This window comes from Phycicoccus sp. Soil803 (genome assembly GCF_001429685.1).
Lineage (GTDB): Bacteria > Actinomycetota > Actinomycetes > Actinomycetales > Dermatophilaceae > Pedococcus.
Genome location: NZ_LMST01000001.1, coordinates 1,714,190 through 1,738,758 on the forward strand (window position 1 = coordinate 1,714,190; position 24,569 = coordinate 1,738,758).

Annotated in this window: 23 protein-coding genes, 2 tRNA genes and 1 pseudogene; 14 read left to right on the plus strand and 12 right to left on the minus strand. The window is 71.9% G+C overall.

Translation table 11 applies throughout. From position 1 onward, the window contains the following. The first annotated feature begins 57 nt into the window (after nucleotides 1-57). From ASG95_RS07855 to ASG95_RS07865, 3 genes are all read left to right on the plus strand, one after another. Complete coding sequence (locus ASG95_RS07855) at nucleotides 58-684, plus strand: DsbA family protein (RefSeq protein ID WP_255358322.1); 627 nt, start codon at nucleotides 58-60, stop codon at nucleotides 682-684. 128 nt (nucleotides 685-812) lie between these two features. Then, nucleotides 813-1,280, plus strand: a complete 468-nt coding sequence (locus tag ASG95_RS07860) for a ribose-5-phosphate isomerase (RefSeq protein ID WP_057377114.1) — start codon at nucleotides 813-815, stop codon at nucleotides 1,278-1,280. 175 nt (nucleotides 1,281-1,455) lie between these two features. Continuing rightward, complete coding sequence (locus ASG95_RS07865) at nucleotides 1,456-2,511, plus strand: PP2C family protein-serine/threonine phosphatase (protein ID WP_056923615.1); 1,056 nt, start codon at nucleotides 1,456-1,458, stop codon at nucleotides 2,509-2,511. A gap of 39 nt (nucleotides 2,512-2,550) precedes the next feature. Here ASG95_RS07865 and ASG95_RS07870 read toward each other — a convergent pair whose 3' ends face one another. Continuing rightward, nucleotides 2,551-3,075, minus strand: a complete 525-nt coding sequence (locus ASG95_RS07870; RefSeq protein ID WP_056923614.1) for a DUF4395 domain-containing protein — start codon at nucleotides 3,073-3,075, stop codon at nucleotides 2,551-2,553. Nucleotides 3,076-3,202: 127 nt separating this feature from the next. Here ASG95_RS07870 and ASG95_RS07875 point away from each other — a divergent pair, with 127 nt between their 5' ends. Further along, complete coding sequence (locus ASG95_RS07875; RefSeq protein ID WP_056923613.1) at nucleotides 3,203-3,862, plus strand: tRNA (guanosine(46)-N(7))-methyltransferase TrmB; 660 nt, start codon at nucleotides 3,203-3,205, stop codon at nucleotides 3,860-3,862. Between the two features lie 12 nt (nucleotides 3,863-3,874). Here ASG95_RS07875 and ASG95_RS07880 read toward each other — a convergent pair. After that, nucleotides 3,875-3,948, minus strand: a tRNA-Pro gene (locus tag ASG95_RS07880). Between the two features lie 89 nt (nucleotides 3,949-4,037). Between ASG95_RS07880 and ASG95_RS07885 the strand changes: the two genes are divergently transcribed. Then, nucleotides 4,038-4,111 (plus strand) — tRNA-Gly (locus ASG95_RS07885). A 62-nt stretch (nucleotides 4,112-4,173) separates the two neighbouring features. Here ASG95_RS07885 and ASG95_RS07890 read toward each other — a convergent pair. From ASG95_RS07890 to ASG95_RS07910, 4 genes and pseudogenes are all read right to left on the minus strand, one after another. Beyond that, nucleotides 4,174-5,139: a zinc metalloprotease gene (locus tag ASG95_RS07890; RefSeq protein WP_056923612.1), complete on the minus strand. Its 966-nt coding sequence runs from the start codon at nucleotides 5,137-5,139 to the stop codon at nucleotides 4,174-4,176. A gap of 136 nt (nucleotides 5,140-5,275) precedes the next feature. Continuing rightward, nucleotides 5,276-6,733, minus strand: coding sequence for an NAD(P)/FAD-dependent oxidoreductase (locus ASG95_RS22010; RefSeq protein ID WP_056923611.1), 1,458 nt, complete (start codon nucleotides 6,731-6,733; stop codon nucleotides 5,276-5,278). 314 nt (nucleotides 6,734-7,047) lie between these two features. Further along, nucleotides 7,048-8,457: pseudogene (locus ASG95_RS22355) on the minus strand (hypothetical protein); the annotation flags it as partial. 192 nt (nucleotides 8,458-8,649) lie between these two features. Beyond that, nucleotides 8,650-9,846 (minus strand): S53 family peptidase, encoded by a 1,197-nt coding sequence (locus ASG95_RS07910; protein ID WP_056923608.1) that lies wholly within the window; start codon nucleotides 9,844-9,846, stop codon nucleotides 8,650-8,652. Nucleotides 9,847-10,279: 433 nt separating this feature from the next. On the opposite strand from ASG95_RS07910, the gene tig reads away from it, so the two are divergent. Then, the gene (gene tig / locus ASG95_RS07915; protein ID WP_056923607.1) at nucleotides 10,280-11,668 is read left to right on the plus strand and encodes a trigger factor; all 1,389 of its coding nucleotides are present in this window, start codon (nucleotides 10,280-10,282) and stop codon (nucleotides 11,666-11,668) included. Between the two features lie 126 nt (nucleotides 11,669-11,794). Beyond that, the gene (locus tag ASG95_RS07920; protein ID WP_057377116.1) at nucleotides 11,795-12,304 is read left to right on the plus strand and encodes a hypothetical protein; all 510 of its coding nucleotides are present in this window, start codon (nucleotides 11,795-11,797) and stop codon (nucleotides 12,302-12,304) included. Nucleotides 12,305-12,319: 15 nt separating this feature from the next. Here ASG95_RS07920 and ASG95_RS07925 read toward each other — a convergent pair whose 3' ends face one another. After that, entirely contained in the window at nucleotides 12,320-13,408 is a 1,089-nt protein-coding gene (locus ASG95_RS07925) for a LacI family DNA-binding transcriptional regulator (protein WP_057377117.1), read from the minus strand. An 81-nt stretch (nucleotides 13,409-13,489) separates the two neighbouring features. On the opposite strand from ASG95_RS07925, the gene ASG95_RS07930 reads away from it, so the two are divergent. The 5 genes from ASG95_RS07930 (at nucleotide 13,490) to clpX (ending at nucleotide 18,471) form a co-directional block, all read left to right on the plus strand. Then, nucleotides 13,490-14,785 (plus strand): MFS transporter, encoded by a 1,296-nt coding sequence (locus tag ASG95_RS07930; RefSeq protein ID WP_082592429.1) that lies wholly within the window; start codon nucleotides 13,490-13,492, stop codon nucleotides 14,783-14,785. A 166-nt stretch (nucleotides 14,786-14,951) separates the two neighbouring features. After that, on the plus strand, nucleotides 14,952-15,587 hold the full coding sequence (locus tag ASG95_RS07935) for an ATP-dependent Clp protease proteolytic subunit (protein WP_056923604.1): 636 nt from the start codon (nucleotides 14,952-14,954) through the stop codon (nucleotides 15,585-15,587). A gap of 11 nt (nucleotides 15,588-15,598) precedes the next feature. Beyond that, the gene (locus tag ASG95_RS07940) at nucleotides 15,599-16,276 is read left to right on the plus strand and encodes an ATP-dependent Clp protease proteolytic subunit (protein ID WP_056923603.1); all 678 of its coding nucleotides are present in this window, start codon (nucleotides 15,599-15,601) and stop codon (nucleotides 16,274-16,276) included. 106 nt (nucleotides 16,277-16,382) lie between these two features. Further along, nucleotides 16,383-17,000, plus strand: a complete 618-nt coding sequence (locus ASG95_RS07945; protein WP_057377118.1) for a hypothetical protein — start codon at nucleotides 16,383-16,385, stop codon at nucleotides 16,998-17,000. 196 nt (nucleotides 17,001-17,196) lie between these two features. Continuing rightward, a complete protein-coding gene (gene clpX / locus ASG95_RS07950; RefSeq protein ID WP_056923601.1) occupies nucleotides 17,197-18,471 on the plus strand; it encodes an ATP-dependent Clp protease ATP-binding subunit ClpX in 1,275 nt (424 codons plus the stop codon). A gap of 158 nt (nucleotides 18,472-18,629) precedes the next feature. Here the strand turns inward: clpX and ASG95_RS07955 are convergent, their stop codons facing one another. The 5 genes from ASG95_RS07955 to ASG95_RS07975 are packed head-to-tail and all read right to left on the minus strand — an operon-like array spanning nucleotide 18,630 to nucleotide 22,711. Then, nucleotides 18,630-19,151, minus strand: a complete 522-nt coding sequence (locus ASG95_RS07955) for a hypothetical protein (protein WP_056923600.1) — start codon at nucleotides 19,149-19,151, stop codon at nucleotides 18,630-18,632. Next, a complete protein-coding gene (locus ASG95_RS07960; RefSeq protein ID WP_056923599.1) occupies nucleotides 19,151-20,527 on the minus strand; it encodes a DUF58 domain-containing protein in 1,377 nt (458 codons plus the stop codon). Before ASG95_RS07960 ends, ASG95_RS07955 begins: the two co-directional genes overlap by 1 nt. Continuing rightward, a complete protein-coding gene (locus ASG95_RS07965; RefSeq protein WP_057377119.1) occupies nucleotides 20,524-21,513 on the minus strand; it encodes a MoxR family ATPase in 990 nt (329 codons plus the stop codon). Before ASG95_RS07965 ends, ASG95_RS07960 begins: the two co-directional genes overlap by 4 nt. Then, nucleotides 21,510-22,001 (minus strand): hypothetical protein, encoded by a 492-nt coding sequence (locus ASG95_RS07970; protein WP_057377120.1) that lies wholly within the window; start codon nucleotides 21,999-22,001, stop codon nucleotides 21,510-21,512. Before ASG95_RS07970 ends, ASG95_RS07965 begins: the two co-directional genes overlap by 4 nt. Then, nucleotides 21,998-22,711, minus strand: coding sequence for a DUF4129 domain-containing protein (locus ASG95_RS07975; protein ID WP_057377121.1), 714 nt, complete (start codon nucleotides 22,709-22,711; stop codon nucleotides 21,998-22,000). Before ASG95_RS07975 ends, ASG95_RS07970 begins: the two co-directional genes overlap by 4 nt. Nucleotides 22,712-22,952: 241 nt before the next feature. Between ASG95_RS07975 and ASG95_RS07980 the strand changes: the two genes are divergently transcribed. Beyond that, nucleotides 22,953-23,960 carry a sigma-70 family RNA polymerase sigma factor gene (locus tag ASG95_RS07980; protein ID WP_057377122.1) on the plus strand — a complete coding sequence of 336 codons (1,008 nt, stop codon included), beginning with the start codon at nucleotides 22,953-22,955 and terminating at the stop codon, nucleotides 23,958-23,960. After that, the gene (locus tag ASG95_RS07985) at nucleotides 23,957-24,565 is read left to right on the plus strand and encodes a TIGR03086 family metal-binding protein (protein WP_082592431.1); all 609 of its coding nucleotides are present in this window, start codon (nucleotides 23,957-23,959) and stop codon (nucleotides 24,563-24,565) included. Before ASG95_RS07980 ends, ASG95_RS07985 begins: the two co-directional genes overlap by 4 nt. The last annotated feature ends 4 nt before the right edge of the window (nucleotides 24,566-24,569 follow it).

A 24,569-nucleotide genomic window follows, 5' to 3' on the forward strand; every position in this document is an offset into this window, starting at 1 on the left:
GCCACCGGGCGACCACCGCTGGTGTGGCTCCCGGAGGGCAGTGGCAGGATTGTGGGTGTGACTGCCACCCCTGTGTCCGAGACCCGTACGTCCGCCGAGTTCTGGTTCGACCCCCTGTGTCCGTGGGCGTGGATGACGTCCCGCTGGATGATGGAGGTCGAGGAGGTCCGTCCCGTCGACGTGACCTGGTCGGTGATGAGCCTGGCGGTCCTCAACGAGGGTCGCGACCTCCCCGACAGCTACCGCGAGATGATGGATCGAGCCTGGGGCCCGGTGCGGGTCATCATCGCCGCGGCGCGCGACCACGGCGACAAGGTGATCAGGCCCCTCTACGACGCCATGGGCACGCGCATCCACCTCGGTGACGAGAAGGACTACGCCAAGGTCATCGGCCCTGCCCTGGAAGAGGTCGGGCTGCCCTGGGAGCTGGCCGACTTCGCCGAGTCCGACGCGGTCGACGCAGAGCTGCGCGCGAGCCACCAGCGGGCCATCGACCTGGTCGGTGACGACGTCGGCACGCCGGTCGTCGCGGTCGACGGCGAGGCCTTCTTCGGTCCGGTCGTCTCACCCGCCCCCAAGGGTGAGGCTGCGGGTCGGCTCTGGGACGGCTGCGTCCTGGTGGCCGGCACCCCCGGTTTCTACGAGCTCAAGCGGTCGCGGACCGTCGGCCCGATCTTCAGCTAGACCCACGCAGCAGCTAGACCCACGCAGCAGCCAGACCCACGCAGCGACTGAGAGACGGGGGCTGCAGGGCGCAATAGGATCGCTGCGCGCTGTTGGCGACACAGCAGACTTCGACGGAGGAGCACCAGATGCGCGTCCACATCGGCGGCGACCACGCGGCATACGAGCTGCTCGGTGAGCTGGTCTCGTTCCTCGAGGCCGAGGGCCACGACGTGACCAACCACGGGCCGCACACCCTCGACCCCGAGGACGACTACCCCGTCTTCGTGCTGCGTGCAGCCGAGGCCGTCGCCGCTGACGCGGACTCGCTGGGTGTCGTGCTCGGTGGCTCGGGCAACGGAGAGCAGATGGCGGCCAACAAGGTCGCCGGCATCCGCGCGGCCCTGTGCTACAACGCCGAGCTCGCGACCCTCGTTCGGGAGCACAACAACGCCCAGGTCATCTCGATCGGGGGCCGGATGAACACCGTCGAGGAGGCCAAGGCGATGGTGGCGGCGTTCCTCGCGACGCCGTTCTCCGGTGCGCCGAGGCACCAGCGCCGGATCGACATGGTCAGCGCCTACGAGGAGTCCGGCACGCTGCCGCCGCAGGCCTGACTCGCCGCCTGATCTCCACCGATCTGGCGCGCACCCACTGACCTCCCACTACGCTGGCGGCGGGTCGGATAGGGGTCGACCCATCCCGCAGACGCACAAGGGTGCCCGCACCCTGCCTTGCCGAAGGAACTTCACAGTGGTTGTCGAGAGGACTTTTCTCGCTCGGCGATCCGTCATGTCCCGGGTCCAGCGCAGTCGGTACAGGTTCGTGCGCTGGGGCCAGGCGGCGACCGCGGCGGGCGTCATCGCTGCGAACACGCTGCTCTGCTGGTCCATGTCCCTGTGGCCCGACAACGTCCCCTTCTCGGCGTACGTCCCGGTGGCCGTCCTCGCGGGCCTCTTCCTCACCCCGAAGGTGCTGGCCGCGGTCGACGTCGCGATCCTCATCGCCGGGGCCTACACGGTGCTGGACCGGGACGCCTCCCCCGGCATCCTGGCCGCGTACGGCGTGCTGACGCTCGTCATGATCATCATGTTCTGGGTGGCTGCCTCGCGGGCCCGCCTGGGCGTGCAGGGCAACCTCGGGGAGTCGATGCTGGTCGACCTGCGCGACCGGCTGCGCACCCAGGGCGAGCTCCCGGAGCTGCCGAGCGGGTGGGGCGCCGAGCTGTCCGTCCTGTCCGCGTACGGTGACTCGTTCTCCGGCGACTTCCTCGTCACCAGCCGCCACGACGACGTCCTCGAGCTCGCGCTGGTCGACGTCTCGGGCAAGGGCATCGCTGCCGGCACGCGGTCACTGCTGCTGTCCGGGGCGTTCGGGGGCCTCCTCGGGTCGCTGCCCTACGACACCTTCCTGCCGGCCGCCAACTCCTACCTGCTGCGCCAGGCGTGGGACGAGGGCTTCGCGACCGCGGCGCACGCCATGATCAACCTGACCACGGGGGAGTACAGCCTGGGGTCGGCCGGTCACCCCCCGGGCGTGCGCTTCTCGGCCGGCTCGGGCCGGTGGGAGGTCCTCGAGGGTGACGAGGGCCCAGTGCTCGGCGTCACCGAGGGGCTGGCCTTCCCCCGGATCCGCGGCCAGCTCGGCCGTGGCGACGCGCTGCTCCTCTACACCGACGGGGTCATCGAGGTCCGCAACCGCGACCTGCGCGACGGCATCGACCGGATGCTCGGGACGGCGGAGCGGATGATCGGCAAGGGCTTCGAGGGCATGGCTGCGAAGGTGTGCAACGCGGCCCGGGCCGGCGAGACCGACGACCGCGCGGCCGTCCTCGTCTGGCGCCGCTGAGCCCGAGCCTGCGTCGGGTGGGCGCCGGCCCGGTCGTGGTCAGGCCTGCGAACCCGCGGGGGCCCCTGCGGCCGCCGCCTGGCGCTGGGCCGCGCGGCGGGTGATGTCGGCGCACTCGAGGCAGACCGACTCGGGGATCAGGCCGAGTCGCATCAACCAGCCGAAGACGATGCACCCCACGCAGATCCCGGCGAGCGACTCCAGCGCGGGGAAGACCACCATGACGACGCCGATGAGGATGACCGGCAGGCTCGTCCCGGCCAGCCAGAGGATCGTCGCGGCCAGGGTGAAGACGGCCCCGACGGTCGCGGCGAAGCGCTTGGGGGGCCCGGCCGTGTAGCGCGGGGCGGCCGACACCCGGGGTCGGATCCAGCGGTTGACGAGGATCGCCACCGGGCTGGCCGACGGTCCCCAGCCCGAGCGCAGCACGAAGTCCGTCGCGAGCACGGCATACAGCCACCACTGGTGCGCCGCGAGGGCGACGACGGCGAGCACCAGGATGACGCCCGCGATGAGGCGGACGGTGACGTCGTCGACGATGTTGGGGAAGCGGGAGATGCGCATGCCCACATTATGGGTTACATAAGCGTCGGTTATCGACCCGTGGGTCGCAGGTCGGGACGGGGAGGGTGTCGGCAGCCACTCCGCAGGCCGGGGTCAGGGGACGTCGTCCGGTCCCTAGGCTGGGGCGGTGGACACCGAGGGACGCGTGCGGTCCTACAACGCCCGCCGGGGACGGCTGTCGGCGCTCACCGTCGAGCGCATGCAGACCCTCGCCCCCGCGCACTCGGTCCCGACCGACGGTCCGCTCGTGCCGGAGGAGGCGTTCGGGCGGACCGCACCCGTCGTGCTCGAGGTCGGCTGCGGTCACGGCGCCGCCGCCCTGGCCTACGCGGCCACCCACCCGGGGCACGACCTCCTCGCCGTCGACGTCTTCACGCCCGCGCTCGCCCGGATGCTGGCCGAGGCGGAGCGCCGGGGGCTCGGCAACGTCTGGATGCACCAGGGCGACGCGGTCCTGCTGCTGGCCGACCGGGTGCTCCCGGGCTCCCTCGCCGCGGTGCACGTCTTCTTCCCCGACCCGTGGCCCAAGGCCAAGCACGCCAAGCGCCGCTTCGTCTCACGACAGACCCTCGACCTGGTGGCCGATCGGCTCGCCCCCGGTGGCCACCTCCTGCTCGCCACCGACCACGACGGGTATGCCGCCCACGTGCGCTCCGAGCTCGCGGCGCACGGGGGGTTCGACGTCAAGGAGGGGGAGCGGCCGCCGTGGCGACCCACCGACGGGTTCGAGGCCAAGGGGCTGGCCGCGGGCCGTCGGGTCAGCGAGTTCCGGGCCACCCCGCGCTGACCGAGCCCTGTGTCGGGGTAGCCGGATTTGAACCGGCGACCTTCCGCTCCCAAAGCGGACGCGCTACCAACCTGCGCCATACCCCGTCGATGGTGTGCCGATTTCAGGTCACACGATCGCGGGCATTAGGCTAACGCCTCGGATCAGCCGCCCCTCCGGGGGTCTGTCGGTCCACGCGGGTGTAGCTCAATGGTAGAGCCCTAGTCTTCCAAACTAGCTACGCGAGTTCGATTCTCGTCACCCGCTCCAGAGTCAGCCAAGGGCCCGCACCGACGTCCGGTGCGGGCCCTCGCTGACGGTGCCCAGGAGGGTCAGCTCTTGCCGCCTCTGGCGCGGAACTGCTGCCAGGCGTCGCTCATCCGGTCCGCCTGACCCTTCGTGAACATGTTCATGCACGAGTCCTGCGTGTAGTCCATGAAGTTGTGGATCGGGTCGACCCCGGGGGCGGCGCAGGTGTCCGCGCCGATCGGGCAGTCGAACTGCGGGATCGCCTCGGGTGCGGTGTCGGCCACCCAGTCGCCGTTGGCTGCGCAGCCGTGCGCGAACGTGTGCTCGAGCATCAGCCAGTGGCCGGACTCATGGGTGAGGGTGTCGCCCCCGGTGTACTGCGGGTATCCCAGCCCGGTCCCTCCGGGCATCGACTCGGCCATCATGACCACGCCGTCGATGTAGTCGCGGCCGTGGTTGTAGCCCTTGGGGAAGTAGGCCCAGCCCAACAGCCCGCCACCCTGGGTCCCGTAGACGTTGAGGGTGGTGGCGTCGCCGCGGTACAGCGTCCGCTTCATCTCCCGCTCGGCGTTGCTGCCGGGCACCGCGGTGTACCACGCCGGGTTGGTCGTCCACGTCGTGTCGACCAGTCGGAAGCGGAAGGGGGTGTCGGCGGCACCGGTGGCGGTCGCCCCCGAGTACGAGTCGTTGAGCACCTTCAGCTGGGCCGCGATGAGCGTCTGCCACCGGGCCTTCTCCGCGGTGGTGAAGGCATCCTTGTCGACCATGTGGAAGACGGTGTCGATGCGCACGCTGCCGTCGGCGAGGGTGGGCAGGTTCGTGAGCACGCCGTAGGCGTTGGCCTCGTTCTTGGGGTAGAGCGCGGGCTCGACGGCCTTGCTGCCGGCCTTGACCCGGGCGCCGCTGTGGTTGCCGCCGGGCTGGCACGCGGCCACCCCCGGTGACGTCACGGCCGCGGCGTTCACGGTGGCGGCCGTCCCACCACCGAGCAACGCGAGGGCTGCTGCCGCGGTCAGGACGCCCAGGCGCAGGGGAGTGCGAAGTCGCATGGTGTTTCCCTTCGGAGGTCTTCCCCCGCGTGCGGTCGCCGGGGTCAAATTCGGACCGTACCTCGCGAAACGTCCTCGTGGGCCGTACGGATGACGGAGAGCTCCGCTCGCCGACGGAGATCTTCCGTCGCCCGGCTCAGACGCCGTACTCCTCCAGCAGGCGCAGCCAGATCTCGCTCATCGTCGGGTAGGACGGCACTGCGTGCCAGAGCGTCGTCAGCGGCACCTTGCCGACGATCGCCACCGTGGCGGCGTGGACCAGCTCCGCGACGTCCTGACCGACGAAGGTCGCCCCGACGAGGACGCCGGCCTCCTCGTCGACGATGATCCTCGCCTGTCCCTGGTAGCCCTCGGCCTGGAGTCCGGCGCCGGCCGCGGAGTCCATCGGCAGGTCGACCATCCGGATGGTCAGGCCACGCTCGCGAGCCTCGGCCTCGGTGAGCCCGGCCGCCGCAACCTCGGGGTCGGTGAAGACGACCTGGGGCGACCCGGCGCCGGTGGCCCAGGGGACGGTGGTCCGCGGGTCCGGCTCACGGCCGGCCGCGCGCGCACCGAGCAGGTCCCCGACGGCCCTGGCCTGGTACTTGCCCATGTGCGTGAGGAGGGCTCGCCCGTTGACGTCGCCCACGGCATACAACCAGGGGTGGTCCGGCGAGATGCCCTCGACCTCCATGCGTTCGGTGACCCGGACGAAGCCCGCGTCGTCGAGCTCGCCGCCTACCTCCTGCACCCCGAGGCCACTCGTGGCGGGTGTGCGACCCACGGCGACGAGCAGCTCGTCCGCGGTCACGCTCGTGCCGTCGGACAGCTGGACGGTCACCTCGCCGGTGGGCCCCAGTCGCGAGACGGACTCGGCTCGCGTCCCCAGGCGGAGGTCGACGCCGTCGCGCTCCAGCGCCTCGGCGACCGCGTCTCCCGCGAACTCCTCGTGGCGGCCGAGGATCCCGTCGGCCTGCTCGATGATGGTGACCGCCGACCCGAGCGCCGCGTAGACCTGGGCGAGCTCGCACGCGACCACGCCGCCCCCGAGCACGGCCAACCGGTCGGGGATCCGCCGGCTCGTGGTCGCCTCCCGGTTCGTCCACGGGCGCGCCTCGCGCAGCCCGGGGATCGGCGGGATCGTCGAGGTGGTGCCGGTCGCGAGCACGACGGCCCGTCGGGCCCGGTACGGCTTCCCGTCGACCTCGACCGCGAGCTCACCGGTCAGGCGGGCCTCCCCGCGCAGCAGGGTGATGCCGACGTGGTCGAGCCAGCCGACCTGGCCGCCGTCGTCGAACGTGTCGGTCGTGCCGATCCGGTTGACCCACGCGTCGCGGCGAGCCAGCACCCCCGCGGGGTCGACGCGTGCCCCCTCGGAGCCCTGCACCCGCTGGGAGGCGCGCGTCGCGTGGATCGGGCGGAGCAGGGCCTTGCTCGGGGAGCAGGCGTAGAAGCTGCACTCGCCGCCCACGAGGTGCTTCTCCACGAGCGCGACCGTGAGTCCGGCCTTGTGCGCCCGGTCCGCGGCGTTCTCACCCACGGGGCCGGCGCCGACGACGATGACGTCCCACTCGGGCGGCAGGTCGGGGGTGCTGGGCGGGGTCTGTGCAGCCATGACCTCAACGTAGACGGCGGTCGGTCCGCGTGCGCGAGGAGCGCCCCACGACGGCGGGCGGTCCACGTGAGGAGCAGCCCGGCCAGCAGCATGGCCAGCGCCAGGGCGGTCTCGGGCGCCGGGTCGGCTCCCGTGACGGCCAGCTCGGGGGGGCACGAGGGGCACCGGTCGGTGACCGCGGGCGGCGTGGGCGACGCCGCCGGTGGATCGGGTGAGGCCGCCGGTGGCGGAGGCTCCGGGGCGGCGACCGCCAGCACCACGGAGTCCTGGTCGTTCGTGCCGACCCGGTCGTTGGACGGCGTGACCACGCGGGCCGTGTTGGTCAGGGACTCGCCCCCCGCTGCGGCGAGCGCCGTTGCGGTCACCCGGATCTCGGTGGATGCAGCGGCCGCCAGCTCGTCGAGGCGGCAGGTGACCCTGGGTCCGGAGACCGAGCACTCACCATCGTCGGCCACGGGGGTTCGCGACACCCGCAGCCCTGCAGGCAGGAGGTCGGTGACGACGACCTTGCGGGCGGTCGACGGTCCGGCGTTGGAGACCTTGAGCCTGAAGACGACGTCGTCGCCCACCTCGGCGGTCGAGCTCGAGACGCTCTTCAGGAGACTCACGTCCGTGTCGACGACGACCGGGGTCGAGACCGTGTCGGCGTTGTCGGCCTCATCGGGGTCGCGGGTGGGGGAGGACACCGACGCCGTGTTGGTGAGGGCGCCCCGGGCGCCTCCGGCGACGGTCGCCCTGATGGTGATCCTGGCGGTCTGTCGGTCGGCGAGGGACCCGAGCGCGCAGGCGACCGTGTGGTCGGTGCTGATCGGGGCGCAGCTGCCCACGGTCGTGGTCACGGACGCGTCGAGCAGGTCCGCGTCCAGCAGGTCGGTCACCGTGACGCCGTGGGCGGTCATCGGACCGGCGTTGTGCACCCTGATCGTGTAGGCCACCCTCGTGCCGGCAACGGGAGCGCGGGGGCTGACCGACTTCACCAGGGACAGGTCGGCGCTCGGGCCGGTCGTGGCCGTCACCGTGTCCGTGTTGTCGGCGGGATCGGGGTCCGGCGTAGCGCTCTCGACGCTCGCGGTGTTGGAGATCGTCCCCACGTGGTCACCGTCGAGGAGCGCGATGACGCTGATCGTCACCGGGTCGTCGTCCGGGTCCAGGGAGCCCAGCGAGCACCGCAGCGTGTTGTCCGTGCCCACGGCGTCGCACGTGCCGGCGGTCGTCGTCGACGTCGCCCCGCTGAGGGCGACATCGAGCACGTCCTCGACGGTGACGTCGGTGGCCGCCGACGGGCCGTCGTTGTCGACCGTCAGGGTGTACGTGACCGTCGACCCCGGCACCAGCACCGGCGGCGAGACGGTCTTGACGATGGAGACGTCCGCAGAGGCGGCGGCCGCCTCGGGCGCCGCGGGGGTGTCGCTGGCGTCCTTCTGTTCAGCGGAGGGCGGGTGGACCGGGGCCACGGCCGGGGCGGGTGCCGGTGGGCCGTTGGTCGGGTGGGAGGCGGGGGTGCCCGAGGGCGGCACCGCGGCCGCCAGCGCCCGGTCCGCGGGAGCGATGACCGTGACGACCGAGGTCAGGGCGACGACCAGCACGAGGAAACCTCGTCGAGGAGCCGCAACCCGATGCGGCGTCGAGTACTGGACTGACGGCACAGCGCTAACCCCTATTCGTCCACTCGACGTCCGTGGAGTGGGGGCGCCGAACAGCGGCCGCCGTTGGCCGTTCGGCACATGCTAGGTGCGGGGTGCGGCTGCGCCAAAGGTCTGCCGTCCCAGCCTTGTCCAAGGTCAACCAACTGCTCACCAACGGGCGTGAACGGAAGGTTTCGGCAGGACCGGAGCGCCGGACACGCAGGTGCCCTGGGGTACACCGCCGGCCCCGGGGGTCGTCCCCGGGGCCGGCGGTGTGACTGACCGGTCAGGTCAGAACGCCGAGGTGCCGTTCGGGGTGCCGAGCCCGGTCGGGCCGTCCCAGCCGGACCTCGCCGTGCACCAGGAGGCGCACGTCCCGTTGGAGCCCGAGGTCACGTCGAACAGTCCCGCCGGGTTGGCGTAGGGGAGCGTGTTCGCGTAACCGGCGGTGTTGCCACTGAGGGCGTAGACCGAGGCGACGATCGGCGAGGAGAGGCTGGTGCCGCCGTACTGCGCCCACGACGAGGCGGTCTTCGTGGTCGGTGCGTAGGTGGCCAGTCCGGTCGCCGGGTCGGCCACGGCCGAGACGTCCGCGATGGCACGACCGCTGCAGCTGGTCATCGCCGAGGTCTGGCCGGCCGGCGCCGCGTTGAGGGTGGTGCAGCCGGAGCCGGCGCCGCTCCAGGCCGTCTCCGACCACCCGCGGGCGCTGGAGTCCTTGACCAGGGAGGTGCCGCCGATGGCGGTGACGTAGTGCGATGACGCGGGGAAGCTGCCGCCCTGGTACCCGTTGTCGCCGGTCGAGGCGGTCACGGCGATACCGGGGTGGTTGTATGCCGCGCCGTACGAGCCGTCGGCAAGGTCGCCTCCGCCGTAGCTGTTCGAGATCGCGGCGACACCGGCCTGCGTGGCCGCGGTGTTCACCGCTGCACCGAGGTCGGTGAGGCTGGCGCTGTTGGCCTGCACCAGCACGATCTTGCAGCTCGGGCAGGTCGCCGACACGGCGTCGAGGTCGAGGGCCTGCTCGCCGGCCCAGCCGACGTTGAAGCGGGGCAGCGACGTGCCGCCGGTCTGGTTGATGATGCGCAGGCAGCCGTTGGCCGTGGTGCAGGCCGACAGGCCCCACTGGGCGCGGTAGATGCCGAGGTCGCGCTCGGCGTTCGGGTAGCCGTAGGCGTCGACGATCGCGACGGTGCGTCCGCCGGCCGACAGCCCCGTCACCTTGTAGGCGCTCTGGATGTCCGCGGGGGTCTTGCCGGAGATGGCGTTCGGGGTGACCGGTTGTCCCGCTGGGCTGACCGCTCGGCCGTCGGGGTCGACCAGCTTCAGGGCGTGGCACGCCGCGACGGTCGGTGAGCTCGGCGTCGCGCACACGCGCTGGGCGTGCGCCTTGGGGGAGGGGGCTGCCGAAGCGGCGGTGACCGCGGTCGTGACGAGCCCCAGGGATGCCGAGGCCGCCAACGCGACAGAGAGGATCTGCGTGCGCATACGAAGTGTCTCCTGACGTGGAAGGAGGCGGCCACTACCGCCTCACCCGTGGAAGACTCACTCCGAAAGCATTGTCTGGCAATGGATTTCGGTGCCCAACCTCCCGGCTGGCGAAGAATTGGGAAGCGCCGGGGAGACCCTTGACACAAAGTCGTGACGGATGTCATGGGCACTTCGGCCGGCGATGTGGCGGTGGTCCCGCGCGGCATGCTCCGCGGCATACTCCTCGGGCTGGTGGGCCGCCGGTTCGGAGCGTGGGCGCACACCGGCTACCATGAGGTTTTGGCCCGGTCGCCGCCTGTTGAAGCCGGCGCAGCGGGCCTTCGCATTGCCCCGTCGCGAGGTGACCGGTGGTGCTCCGCACCGCAGGCACGCACCACGCCCCAGCACCACCACCAGCACCACGCCCCCCACGACCTTGGAGTATCCCGCAGTGAAGAGTGCCGTCGAGACCCTGAACCCGACCCGGGTCAAGCTGACCGTCGAGGTGCCGTTCGAGGAGCTCAAGCCGAGCCTCGACGCCGCCTACGCCACCATCGGCTCGCAGATCCAGGTGCCCGGTTTCCGCAAGGGCAAGGTCCCCTCGCGCATCATCGACCAGCGGGTCGGCCGCGGCGCGGTCCTGCAGGAGGCCGTCAACGAGGCCCTCCCGCAGTTCTACGGCCAGGCCGTCGAGGAGAACAAGGTCCGCCCCATCGGGCAGCCCGAGGTCGACGTGACCGAGGTGCCGGCCGAGGACGGGCAGGACCTCAAGTTCACCGTCGAGGTCGACGTGCGCCCCGACGTCGAGCTGCCCGACGACTTCAGCGGCATCACGGTCGAGGTAGACGAGGCCAAGGCGTCCCCCGAGGACGTCGAGGCCCGGCTGATCGCGCTGCAGGAGCGCTTCGGCACCCTCAAGGGCGTCGAGCGCACCGTCGAGAACGGCGACTTCGTCTCGATCGACCTCAAGGCCAGCATCGGCGACGACGAGATCGACTCGGTCACGGGTGTCTCCTACGAGGTCGGCTCGGGCAACATGCTCGACGGGCTCGACGAGGCCCTCACCGGGATGGCCGCAGAGGAGACCAAGTCGTTCACCGCGCCGCTCGCCGGCGGTGACCGTGAGGGCGAGGACGCCGACGTGGTCGTGACCGTGCAGTCGGTCAAGGTCCGCGAGCTCCCCGCGCTGGACGACGACTTCGCCCAGCTGGCGTCGGAGTTCGACACCCTCAAGGAGCTGCGCGAGGACGTCACCAAGCAGGCCGACCAGGCCGCCAAGTTCGAGCAGGGCGTCCAGGCCCGCGACAAGGTCCTCGAGCACCTGCTCGAGACCATCGACATCCCCGTGCCGGACGGCGTCGTCGAGGCAGAGGTCAACCAGCACCTCGAGGGCGAGAACCGCCTCGAGGACGACGAGCACCGCGCCGAGGTCGACGCCAACACGCGCAAGGCCCTCAAGGCCCAGTTCCTGCTCGACGCCATCGCCGAGAAGACCGAGGTCAAGGTCGAGCAGCCCGAGCTGATCGAGTACCTCGTGATGTCCGCCCAGCAGTACGGCATGGACCCCAACCAGTTCGCCCAGGCGATCGACCAGCAGGGCCAGGTCCCCGCGATGGTCGCCGAGGTGGCTCGTCGCAAGGCGCTGGCCGCGGTGCTCGAGCAGGCCAAGGTCGTCGACACGGCCGGTCAGCCCGTCGACCTCAACGAGGTCACCGCCACCGACGTCGCCTCGCAGCTGTTCGAGGGCGGTTCGGAGCACGACCACGAGGGCCACGACCACGCCCACGACCACGACCACGACCACGACCACGGTGACCACGAGGGTCACGACCACGCCTGAGCGCTCCGTCTGACCGACCCGAACGAGGTCATCCAGCAACAAACAGTAGGTCGCGTCCCCTCCCGGGGACGCGACCTACTGCATTTGGGTGATTTCCTGGAGCCCCGCCGCGCCCGACCATGAGGCATGGACGTCACGAGTTTCAACAAGCTGCGGCTCGCGGTGCAGGAGAATGCCAGCCCGGCTGACTCCGCACTCGCCACCCACCTGCGGAACGCGCTGCAGGCTGCCCTGACCGAGAGCCGGTTGTTCGGCGATGTCGAGCTCGGCCACACCGACGACGTCGACCAGCTGGTCATCGGGGTCTGCCGCTGCGCCGACGGCGTCCTCCCGTGGGAGGCCGGCATGGGCCTGGAGCGGCTGTGGCAGACCGTGGCGGCCGACACGGCCTGGGAGGCCCACTTCGTGTCGTGCACCGACAGCCTGATGGACTTCCAGGCCGCGGTGACGGTGGACGACAAGGGTCGCTACATCACCGTCCACGTCGTGGCCGAGCCGTCCGAGGCCACCAAGGCGGTCCAGGCGGCGCAGGCCGCCGAGGCCGAGCGGGAGGCCGAGCGCCAGGCCGAGCTCGCCGAGCAGGCCGACGGCGAGACCGCCGAGGCCCAGCAGAGCGTCAGCATCCTGCGGTCCTGACCGCGTCCGGGTGACCTAGCCGACCGGTGCCGTGGTCGTGCCGATCCGCAGGTCGGTGCGCTGCACGGCGTCGTCGGGCCGGTGACCGTCGAGCAGGCTGCGCAGCATCTCGCCCATCAGCCGACCCTTGGCGCCGCCGTGCTGGTCGATGGTCGTCAGCGTGCCGGGGAACCACGGCAGCTCCACGCCGTCGAACCCGGTCACGCTCAGGTCGTCGGGCACCCGGAGCCCCAGCTCCTCGGCCGCCCGGACCACCCCCATCGCGAGCAGGTCCGACTGCGCGACGACGGCCGTCGGTCGCTGGGCCTGTGGAACGTCCAGCAAGAGGCGGGCGGCGATGGCGCCCTGCTCGACGTCGGGGATCGAGGTCTGGACGAGGCCGGAGGGCGCGCTCGGCACCCCGCCCGCATCGCCGAAGACGTCGAGGAAGCCGAGCGCCCGGTCGCGGGTGTCGGCGAACTCGGCGGCAGCGACGTCCGCCAGGCTGGCCGGTCCGGTCACGGAGTCGTGTCGCAGGGGCATCATCACGTGCGCCACCCGGCGGTGACCCAGCGACTCCAGGTGCCGGCCCAGCTCGACCGTGGCGCCACGGTTGTCGAGGGCGAGGTGGGTGATGCGCGGGTCGGCGGGTGAGCCGTCCCCGAGCATCGGTATGCCGCGGGCGGCCAGGTGATCGACCGCCGGGTTCGTGTCGGGACCGCAGAGCGAGAAGACCACCGCGTCGAGGGCGGTGGCGGACAGCTGGGTGATGGCCCGCTCCGGGGTGCCCGCAGGCTGGGCGATGAGCAGCATGCCGGCGGGGATCTCGTCGAGCACCTGGGAGAGCCCGTCGAGGACACTGACGGCGAAGGGGTCGCGGAAGGCGTGCAGCAGCCGGCCCTCGACGACGACGCCGACCACGCCGGAGCGCCCCTGCCGCAGGGACGACGCGAGGGGGTCCGGCCCGGCGTACCCGAGCTCCTCCGCGGCGGCGCGCACGCGGGCGACGGTCTCCGGTGCCACGGGGCCCTTGCCGCTGAAGGCGAGCGAGGCCGTCGACGTGGACACGCCCGCGGCCTGCGCCACGGCGCGCAGGGTGGGACGAGGTTGACGCGGACGGCTCATGGACGACAGACTATCGAATCGATTCGACCGAATCGATTCGATCCGCAGATTCCCTCCGTACCGACCGCCGAGAGCACCTCCGTGACGACCTCCTCCCTCGCCCTTCCCCAGCACCGGGTGCTGGCCGCCCGCAACGCCGTCTTCGTGGTCTTCGCGCTCGCCGGCATCACCTTCTCGTCCTTCGCGTCGCGGATCGCCGACAGCAAGGCGGCGCTCGGGCTCTCCGCCGGAGAGCTGGGCCTGACCCTCTTCGCCGCCTCCGTCGGCTCGGTGCTCACCCTCCCGTTCGCCGGGCGGGTCGCCGACCGGATCGGGGCGGCCCGGGCCGTGGTCGTGGGTGTGGTGGTGGCCTCGATCGGGCTGACCGGCATCGGAGTCGCGGTGGACGTCGCGAAGTCGCGGCCCCTGATGGCGCTCTTCCTGTTCTTCCTCGGCATCGGGGTCGGCCTCTGGGACGTCGCGATGAACCTCGAGGGCGCTGCCGTCGAGCGGCTGCTCGGGCGCACGGTCATGCCGCACTTCCACGCCGCCTTCTCCGGTGGCACCGTCGGCGCCGCGCTCGTCGGGGCGCTGATGTCGTGGTCCGGCGTGACCCTGGTGCCGCACCTCCTCGGCGCGGTCGTGGTGACCGTGCTCGTCGCCGCGTGGGCGCTGCGGGCGTTCCTCCCGCGCGACGTCGAGGTCGACACCGACGCAGCGCAGGTCGTCGACGACGCCGCCGTGGTCGCGCCGCGGTCGGCCTGGCTCGAGCCGCGCACCCTGATGATCGGCCTGGTCGTCCTCGCGGCCGCGTTCACCGAGGGCATCGCCAACGACTGGATCGCGGTCGGCTTCGTCGAGGGTCACGACCTGCCCAACTGGGCCGGCGTGCTCGCCTTCGCGGTCTTCCTCTCTTTCATGACCCTCGGCCGGATCCTCGGGACCCGGCTGCTCGACCGGCACGGCCGGGTGCCGGTGCTGCGGGCCACCTTCGCGATGGCTGCCCTCGGCTCGGTGCTGGTGATCTTCGGCAACGCGCCGGTGGCCTACGTGGGTGCCGCGATCTGGGGTGTGGGTGCCTCCCTGGGCTTCCCGGTCGGGATCTCCGCCTCCGCCGACGACCCGGCGCGGGCCGGTGCCCGGATGTCCGTGGTGGCCACGATCGGCTACACCGCCTTCATCGCGGGTCCGCCACTGCTCGGCTTCCTCGGCGACCGCTTCACCGTGCTGCGCTCGCTCGCGGTGGTCACGGTCATCGTGGCGCTCGCCATGCTGGTCATCCCGGCGACCCGTGAGCTGGCCGGCCGGCCCTCGGGCGACGCTGCTGGTGACTCGGCCGCAGACTCGGCTGGTGAGCCGGCCGAGGAGTCGGCACGCAGCGGCCACGCGACCAGCTGAGGGAGTTCGCCGCGGGGCCCGGCCGGACGGCATACCGGTCCGGACGCCGGCCCGCCCCGCACTTGAGTCCTGTGCGCTCAGGGCGAACATGGAGCGGATCGGGGACTTCTGCCCACCATGACCGCGTTAGGGTCACTGACAGGCAAGGACCTCAAGTGATGGAGACATGGTGAACGAGATTCACGGCGCGGGCGAGGGCCCGCAGGGTGGTCTGGACGACCACATCTACAACCGTCTGCTCAAGGAGCGGATCATCTTCCTCGGCTCCGACGTGCGCGACGACAACGCGAACGCGATCTGCGCCCAGCTGCTGCTGCTCGCCGCGGAGGACCCGAGCAAGGACATCTGGCTCTACATCAACAGCCCCGGCGGCTCCATCTCCGCGGGCATGGCGATCTACGACACGATGAAGTGGATCCCCAACGACGTCGCGACCGTGGCGATGGGCATGGCCGCGTCGATGGGCCAGTTCCTGCTGTCGGCCGGCACCCAGGGCAAGCGCTACGCCACGCCGCACGCCCGCGTGATGATGCACCAGCCCTCGGGCGGCATCGGCGGCACGGCCTCGGACATCAAGATCCAGGCCGAGCAGATGCTCTACGTGAAGAAGCAGATGGCCGAGCTGATCGCCGAGCACACGGGTCAGACCAAGGAACAGATCGAGAAGGACTCCGACCGCGACCGCTGGTTCAGTGCCGAGGAGGCCAAGGAGTACGGCTTCGTCGACCACGTGTTCAGCAGCGCCGCCCAGGCCGGTGGCCGCAGTGGCAGCGACGACAACCCGGTCACCGGGGACAAGTGAGGGATCGACACATGAACGCCAACATCAACCCCTCGATGCACTCGGCCGGCCGCGGCGGCCTGCAGGTGCCGGGTCCGTCCAGCCGCTACATCCTGCCCCAGTTCGAGGAGCGCACCTCCTACGGCATGAAGCGGCTCGACCCCTACACCAAGCTCTTCGAGGACCGCATCATCTTCCTCGGCGTGCAGGTCGACGACGCGTCCGCGGACGACGTCATCGCGCAGCTCATCGTGCTGGAGTCCCAGGACCCCGACCGCGACATCCTGATGTACATCAACAGCCCCGGTGGCTCGTTCACGGCGATGGCCGCGATCTACGACACGATGCAGTACATCAAGCCCGACGTGCAGACGTTCGTGATCGGCCAGGCCGCCTCGGCTGCCGCGGTGCTGCTGTCGGCCGGCGCCAAGGGCAAGCGGTTCGCCCTCCCGAACGCCCGGATCCTCATCCACCAGCCCGCGCTGGTCGGTGGCGACTACGGCCAGGCATCCGACATCGAGATCCAGGCCAACGAGGTGCTGCGGATGCGCACCTGGCTCGAGGAGACCTGGGCCGAGCACTCGGGTCGCACCCCCGAGCAGGTCCGCAACGACATCGAGCGCGACAAGATCCTGTCCGCGGCCGAGGCCGTCGAGTACGGCCTGATCGACGAGGTCCTGCTCTCGCGCAAGGGCACCCTCGCGGACTGACCCGCCCCGGGCTACGTCCCCGACACCGCGCCACCAGGTATGCCGCCCGCTCGCCAGAGCGGGCGGCATACCTGCGTCCCGGGGTGGGGAACGGCACACTGGTGGGGTGCGTCCGACCGTCATGAAGCGCGCGCTGCTGGTCGTCCCGCTGGTGTTCGCCGCCCTCCTGGTGCTGCCGACGGCCCCTGCGTGGGCGTGCTCGTGCGCCGCCGCGACGCCGGCGCAGCTCGTGGACCGGTCCGACGTCGTCCTGCGCGGCACGCTCGAGGACGTCGCGGAGCCAGCGGGGCTGGCCGAACCGTCCTCCGTTGCACCCGCGCGCAGCTATCGGTTCACGGTCGCGGAGGTCTACCGGGGCACGGTGGCCCCCACCACCTGGGTCGGCTCGGCAGCGGACGGCGCCAGCTGTGGGCTGAAGGGCCTCGAGCCGGGCCGCGAGTACGTCGTGTTCGCGCAGGAGCGTGGGGAGGAGCTGTGGGCCAACCTCTGCGGTGGCACGGCGCCGGCCGGCACCCGTCTCGTGGGGGAGGTCGAGGCGGTGGCTGGTCCGGGGCAGGCCCCGGCGCAGGCGCTGCCCGAGTCCCCGAGCGGGCAGCCTCCTGGCGCCGTCGCCCCGGGGTCGGACCGGGCCTGGCTGGTCCCCCTGCTCGGCGGGCTGGCCCTCGCGCTCGGGCTGGGAGTGGCCCTGGTCGTCGTGGTCCAGCGTGGTCACCGCAGGGAGTGAGGACGGGTCGCGGCGCCCCTGCGGCGTGTTGTCCGCCCTCAGCGGACAAGCGCGACGAACCGGCGACTCGACCGTTTCAATGGAGCGAAGGCGGTGTCCTGCGCTGTAGCGTCGGGGCGTTGCCGGTCCGAGGTGGACCGCACACCGTCGGGCAGATTCGTCAGACAGGTTCGTCAGACAGACCGGAGGACGTCGCGTGGCACGCATGGGAGAGAGCGGCGACCTGCTGAAGTGCTCGTTCTGCGGAAAGAGCCAGAAGCAGGTCAAGAAGCTCATCGCCGGCCCCGGGGTCTACATCTGCGACGAGTGCATCGACCTGTGCAACGAGATCATCGAGGAGGAGCTGGCCGAGTCCTCCGAGCTGGGCCTCGACGAGCTGCCCAAGCCCCGCGAGATCTTCGACTTCCTCCAGAACTACGTGATCGGCCAGGACGTCGCCAAGCGCGCGCTGGCCGTCGCGGTCTACAACCACTACAAGCGGATCCAGGCGGGCGAGACGGCCGGCAAGAAGGACGCCGAGTCGGTCGACATCGCGAAGTCCAACATCCTGCTGATCGGCCCCACGGGCTGTGGCAAGACCTACCTCGCGCAGACCCTCGCCCGCATGCTCAACGTCCCGTTCGCGATCGCCGACGCCACCGCCCTGACCGAGGCCGGCTACGTCGGCGAGGACGTCGAGAACATCCTCCTCAAGCTGATCCAGGCCGCTGACTACGACGTCAAGAAGGCCGAGACGGGCATCATCTACATCGACGAGGTCGACAAGATCGCCCGCAAGTCCGAGAACCCGAGCATCACCCGCGACGTGTCCGGTGAGGGCGTCCAGCAGGCGCTCCTGAAGATCCTCGAGGGGACCACCGCCTCGGTCCCGCCGCAGGGCGGTCGCAAGCACCCCCACCAGGAGTTCATCCAGATCGACACCACGAACGTGCTGTTCATCGTGGGTGGTGCGTTCGCCGGCCTCGAGAAGCTGATCGAGTCGCGCAACGGCAAGAAGGGCCTGGGCTTCGGCTCCGAGCTCCACACGCCCAAGGACCTGGCCGACTCGATCCACGAGGTCATGCCCGAGGACCTCATGAAGTTCGGGCTCATCCCCGAGTTCATCGGGCGCCTGCCGGTCATCACCACGGTCAGCCCGCTCGACCAGGCCTCGCTCGTGACGATCCTGTCGCAGCCGCGCAACGCGCTGGTGAAGCAGTACAAGAAGATGTTCGAGATCGACAACGTCGAGCTCGAGTTCACCGACGACGCCCTCGAGGCCATCGCCGACCAGGCCCTCAAGCGCGGCACGGGTGCCCGCGGCCTGCGCGCGATCATGGAGGAGGTGCTCATGCCGGTGATGTTCGACGTCCCGAGCGACGAGGGCATCTCCCGCGTGGTCGTCACCCGTGAGGTCGTCCTCGACAACGTGCTGCCGACCATCGTGCGGCGCGACGAGGAGCCCAAGCGCACCCGCAAGCGCTCCGCCTGAGAGAGCTCGACCCCAGCCCAGACGCCAGGGGCCGCCCGGTTCGCCGGACGGCCCCTCACGTCTGCCCTGGTGTGGCACCCAGCTCTGGCCACCGGTGCCGGGTGTGCGCCCCTTTTCGGCACCCCGGAGCGGCATGGGTGGCCAGAAGTCGGGGTGGGTCAGGGGCGGGGGCGGTCCTCGCGGCTCAGCAGCCAGGTGGCGAACGCGAGCAGCGCGATGGCGGCGATCGCGGCATACGTCAGGGAGACCTGACCCCGGGCGCTCTCCTGCCCGGCGAGCAGCGCCACCGCCCACACCGGCACCGTGGCCGCGGCCACGACGGCACCACGACGGGCCCAGCGGCGCAGGCTCGGGACGGGGACGGGGGCCGGACCCGGCAGGCTGGCCGCGAGGCTGGCGGTGAGGTGCAGGACCAGTCCCGACCACGCGGCGCCGAGCAGGGCCACCCACGCCCCGGTGGTGGTCGGCACGGGGACGGCCGCCGCCCAGTGCAGTGCCTGCGCCCCGAGCAGGACGGTGACGAGCCCGGAGTCCGGCTCGACGGCGGCGTACACGGTGAGCGCGACGATGCCGATTGCCAGCACGACGATCGGGTGGGGGGACCAGGCGAGGGTGAGGGCGAGGAAGGTCAGCGAGGCCACCGTCAGCAGACCGCGCAGCACCAGCTGGGAGCGCGACATCAGCGGCTCACGACCCTCGGCGCCCGTGACCGCCGGCCCAGGTCGCGCAGCACGAGGTCGAGCGTGCCGGGGCCGGCCCACGGAACGATCGGTACGCCGGCCTCGCGCGCCCTGGTCATCTCCCGGTGCCGCTCGAGCAGCCGCAGCCGCCAGGCCAACCGGGTCTCGGTCGGGTGCTCGTCGGCGGTCGAGGCGAGCTGCGCCAGCGACTCCTGCGGGATGCCGGGGGAGGCCAGCTCGGCGGGCAGCGTGTCGACCGTGACGACGGAGATGCCGCGTCGGGCCAGCGCGACCGCGTGGGCCAGCACCTCGGGGGAGACGGCCGGGGTGAGGACGATCGCAAGCGTGCCGGCCGAGACGTGGTGGCGCAGCTGGGACCGGAGCCGCTTCTCGTCGCTGACCGTGCCGTCGGCGACGGTGACGCGGGCGAGGACGTCGAGCAGGCGGCGCAGGTGGTTGCTCCCGGCGGCCGCGGTGACGTGCGGGGTGTCGCGGGAGCCGAGCACCAGCAGCCCGACCCGGTCGCCGCTGCGCAGGTAGTGCTCCGCGATCGCGCCCGCGGCGCGGACGGCGTTGTCGAGGCTGCTGCTCGACCCCTCGATGCCGGTGCTCTGCCCGATGTCGTGCATGGCGTCGACCAGCAGGAGGATCTCGGTGTCCTGGTCGGCATGGGTCGCGGTGACGTGGAGCTCGCCGGTGCGGACCGAGACCGGCCAGTGCACCCGCCGGAGCCGGTCGCCGAACCGGAACGGCCGGATCTGGTCGAGCTCGCCACCGGAACCCTGGTGGTGCGAGCGGTTCTGGCCCACCAGGCCGTCGGGGTGGGGCACCGGGACCCGGGCCGAGAACGTGTCGGGGAGGGGGACGGTCGGGATGGCGGGCAGGGACACCGCCGGTGGCTCCCACCGGAAGGCGCCGAACGGCCCACTCACGGCGAGGATCGCGGGCCCCAGGGGTCGCCGACCCCATCGCGTGCTCCGGCAGATGACCTCGAGCGAGCGGGGCTGGTCGTCACGGGCGAAGGCGGTCGCCGTGGTGCGGTGCCCCGGGGTGTACTCGGTGTGCGGGGTCGGCAGCAGTGCGAGCCCGGCCTCCTCGATGCCAGGGCCGGGCGAGATCGTGGCCCGCCACCTGGTCGCCTGCCCCTCCCGCAGGAGGGGGTGGACCAGCCTGGCGACGACGGTCGGCGCGGACCTGGGGCGGCTGGCGGTGGCCCACAGCCCGACGACGAGCAGCGGGGCACCGATCACCAGGGCGTCGGGCCGACGCAGCAGGACGCCGATCCCCGCCAGCAGCAGCCCCAGGAACAGCGCCCGGAGGTGGGCCGAGGTCACGCGCCAGCGCGCCTCCAGCCGGCGCCCGGGTGAGGTGGTCACGGACGCTCGAAACCAGTCCGCGGGCCGGTCTCCGTGGCCGCCGGGATCGGCACCGAGGACAGCACGCTGTCGACGACGCTGGCCGCGGAGACGTCGTTCATCCACAGCTCGGGACGCACGGTGACGCGGTGGTCGAGGGCAGCGTGCGCCACCGCCTTGACGTCCTCGGGGGTGACGTAGTCGCGGCCGCGCAGCACGGCATACGCGCGGGACGTCAGCAGCAGCGCCAGCGAGGCGCGCGGCGAGGCACCCATGAGGAGGTTCTGGTGGGTGCGCGTCGCGCCGACGAGTCGCACGCAGTACTGGCCCACACCCGCGTCGACGGTCACCGTCTCGACGGCCCGCTGCATCTCGATGAGGCCGGCCCCGTCGGTCACGCTGGCGACGACCTGGGCCTCCTGCTGGCGCGCCATCCGTCGTTGGAGGACCTCCCACTCGTCGGCCGGGGTCGGGTAGCCGAAGCTCACCCGCAGCAGGAAGCGGTCGAGCTGGGCCTCGGGAAGGGGGTAAGTCCCTTCGTACTCAACAGGATTCGCCGTGGCCAGCACGTGGAACGGCTTGGGCAGCACGAAGGTCTCGCCCTCGACGGTCACCTGCCCCTCCTGCATCGCCTCGAGCAGCGCGGACTGGGTCTTGGGGGGCGTCCGGTTGATCTCGTCGGCGAGCAGCAGCCCGGTGAACAGCGGCCCCTTGCGGAAGGTGAACTCGTGGCTGCGCTGGTCGTAGAGGAACGACCCGGTCAGGTCGCTGGGCAGCAGGTCGGGCGTGAACTGGGCTCGCGCGAAGTCGAGCCCCAGCGCCTGCGCGAACGACCGCGCCGCGAGCGTCTTGCCCAGCCCCGGGAAGTCCTCCATCAGCACGTGGCCGCCGGCGAGGATGCCGGAGAGCACGATCTCCAGGCTCCGGCGCTTGCCGACGACGGCGCGCTCGACCTCGGTGAGGATGGCGGTCGCGCGGGCGGCGACCTCGTCGAGGGTCAGGGTCACGAGAGCTCCTCCAGGGTGGTGGTGAACGCCGCGAGCTGTGCGGCGGTGAGGCGGGTGGTCGGGGGTGCAGCGAGGTATGCCGCGAGGTCGGGACCCAGGACCGCCGCGCCGTCGGTCAGGGTCCCGTCGCCGCGGCTGCGGAGCCGTTCGGTGGCCAGGCTGCTGAGCGTCGCGTGGAGGCGGGCGCTCGCGACGGGGGCGCCGGTGCCGGCCTCGCGCACGTCGCCGGCGAGCCGGCTGATGCGGGAGTCGACGCCGCGGGGCGCAGCGGCCTCGGTGAAGGTGTTGTCCCAGTCCGTCGGCTGGCGCGCCTGCCAGAGCCACTGGGCCACGATGGCCAGGGCCGCGAGCAGCGCGGCGGAGGCGATCAGCATGCCCACGTTGCCCAGCGCCGACACCGACACCGCGAGCGCGCCGATGGCCACCGTGACGCCGAGGACGACGAGGAAGAGCTGGGCGGGTGAGAGACCCGCGAGACGGCGGATCACCGGCTGACGGTCCTCTCCGGGGCGAGCCGCGCCATGGTGCGTCGCAGATCGGACTGCACCTGCACCAGGGCCTCCCGGGCCGTGGTGCGCTGGTCCTCGCCGATCGGGTGGGTGGAGAACCTGGCCTCGCGGTAGAGCGCTGCGAGCGTGTCGAGGGGCGCGCGGTCGACGCGGTGCGAGCGCAGCACCGCAGTGAGGAGCTCGGCTGCGGTGCGGGAGTCGTCGTCCCGGACGCCGGCGGCGCGACAGGCGTCCTCGAGGGCCACCCAGGCGGCGATCACGGCGTTGGCCGGCGTGCCCCGTGACAGCTGGCGCTCTCCCTCGAGCGCGGCCTCGAGGAGCACCTCCGGCACGACGTCGACCGCGGCCTCTTGGTCCGCGGTGACCTCGCGGGCGCGCCAGCGGTCGAGGAGGGCGCGGCCGATGGCGACCAGGACGATGACGACGACGACCACCAGGAGCAGCTTCAGGGCCAGCTCGACCAGGGTGACGGTCCACGGGTCGGCGTGCCGGACGTCCGCGCCCTTGAGGCCGTTCCCGCTCCTCGGCGGGGCGGTGACGTCGCCGAAGTCCTTGCCCGGTGTGCCCGACTCCTTGCCCGAGAAGTCCTTGCGCGCGAAGACGCCGACCGGCCCCGCAGCGGACACCCAGGCAGCCAGCAGCAGCGTCGCCCCTGCCCCCACACCCACGGCCACACCACGCTGGTTCACGATGGTCGACCCTAGCAACGGCGCCAGTGGAGTCGAGCGAACCCGGCAGATCGCACACAGTTCGTTACGGACCGATGAGTTTTCGGAGGAGGACCGGTCTGTCCCTGTAGCGCTGGTGTCACGTGGCCTGGTGTCACGTGCCCTGGAGCCAGGTCGCACCGGTGTGGCTGTCGCACGGGTGTGCCAAGGTGGGCAGGGTGGGCAGGGCTGGCCCAGTGGTCGGACGACGGAGGAGGACCCCATGACCGAGGTGCGCGAGCGGGTGGACGTGCAGGACTTCCCGGAGGCCGCCGACGGCTACCGGCGCGAGCTGACCGCGCACTGCTACCGGATGACGGGGTCGATCCACGACGCCGAGGACCTCGTGCAGGAGACCTACCTGCGCGCCTGGCGCGCCTACGCGGCGTTCGAGGGCCGGTCGTCGGTGCGGACCTGGCTCTACCGGATCGCCACGAACGTGTGCCTCACGGCGCTCGAGGGCAAGGACCGACGGCCGCTCCCGGCCGGGCTGGGTACGCCCTCCAGCGACGCCGCCGACCGGCTCGTGGAGTCGACGGAGGTGTCCTGGCTGGAGCCGGCGCCCGACCCGTTGGTCGCGGGCGACGCGAGCGACCCGGCCACGATCGTCGCGCAGCGCGAGAGCATCCGGCTGGCCTTCGTCGCTGCCCTGCAGCACCTGCCGGCCCGGCAGCGCGCGGTGCTGATCCTGCGCGACGTCCTGCGCTGGAAGGCCTCCGAGGTCGCCGAGGCGCTCGAGACGAGCGAGGCCGCGGTCAACAGCGCCCTGCAGCGCGCGCACGCCCAGATCGCCAAGGCGAAGGTCAGCCAGGACGAGGTGCCCGCCGAGCTGGACGCCGAGCAGCAGGAAATGCTCGACCGCTACGTCGCGGCGTTCTGGGACAAGGACGTCGACGCCATCGTCGCGATGCTCACCCGTGACGCCGTCTGGGAGATGCCGCCGTTCACCGGCTGGTACACCGGCGCCGAGAACATCGGCCGCCTCATCGACACCCAGTGCCCCGGCGAACGCCACGACATGCCGATGGTGGCGACCCGCGCCAACGGCCAGCCGGCCTTCGGCCTCTACATGCGCCAGCCCGACGGCACGTTCACCCCCTTCCACCTCCAGGTGCTCACCCTCGACGCCTCGGGTGGGGTCAGCCACGTCGCCGCCTTCTTCGACCTGACGCTCTTCGAGACCTTCGGCCTGCCCGCCTCGCTCCCGGCCGGTTACTCCGGCCCGACGTGAGGCAGCAGGTGTCCAGCGCGGCCGGCCACAGCCGGCCACCGCGGGCCGTCGAGCTGCTCGAGCGGGCGATCAGCTACACCCGGACCAGCCTGGTCCTGGTGACCGAGGCCGACCTGGGGCGGCGCACCCCGTGCCGGGGGTGGCTGCTCCACGACCTGCTCACGCACATGGACGACTCGCTGGAGGCCATGGCCGCGGCGGCCCGGGCCACCTCGCTCAGCCTCGTGCCGCCCGTCCCGCCGACCGAGGGCGCCGACCTGCTCCACAGCATCTGCCACCGGGCGCGGGGGTTGCTCGCGCAGTGGCATCCCGAGGACGACGTGCCGGCCGGCCCGGTGGGGCTGGGTGACCTGAGCCTGTCGCGGGAGCTCCTCGGTGCGGTCGGGGCGCTGGAGATCGCCCTGCACGGCTGGGACGTCGCCGAGTCGATCGGCCGGCCCCGCTCGATCCCCCCTGCTCTGGCGATGGACCTGTGGCCGGTGGCCCGGGACCACATCACCGACGCCGACCGGCCGATTCGGTTCGGTGAACCGGTCCAGCTGTCGGACTGGGCGACGCCTGCCGCCCGGCTCCTGGCCCAGGCCGGGCGGTCGACCCGCTGGTGACCGC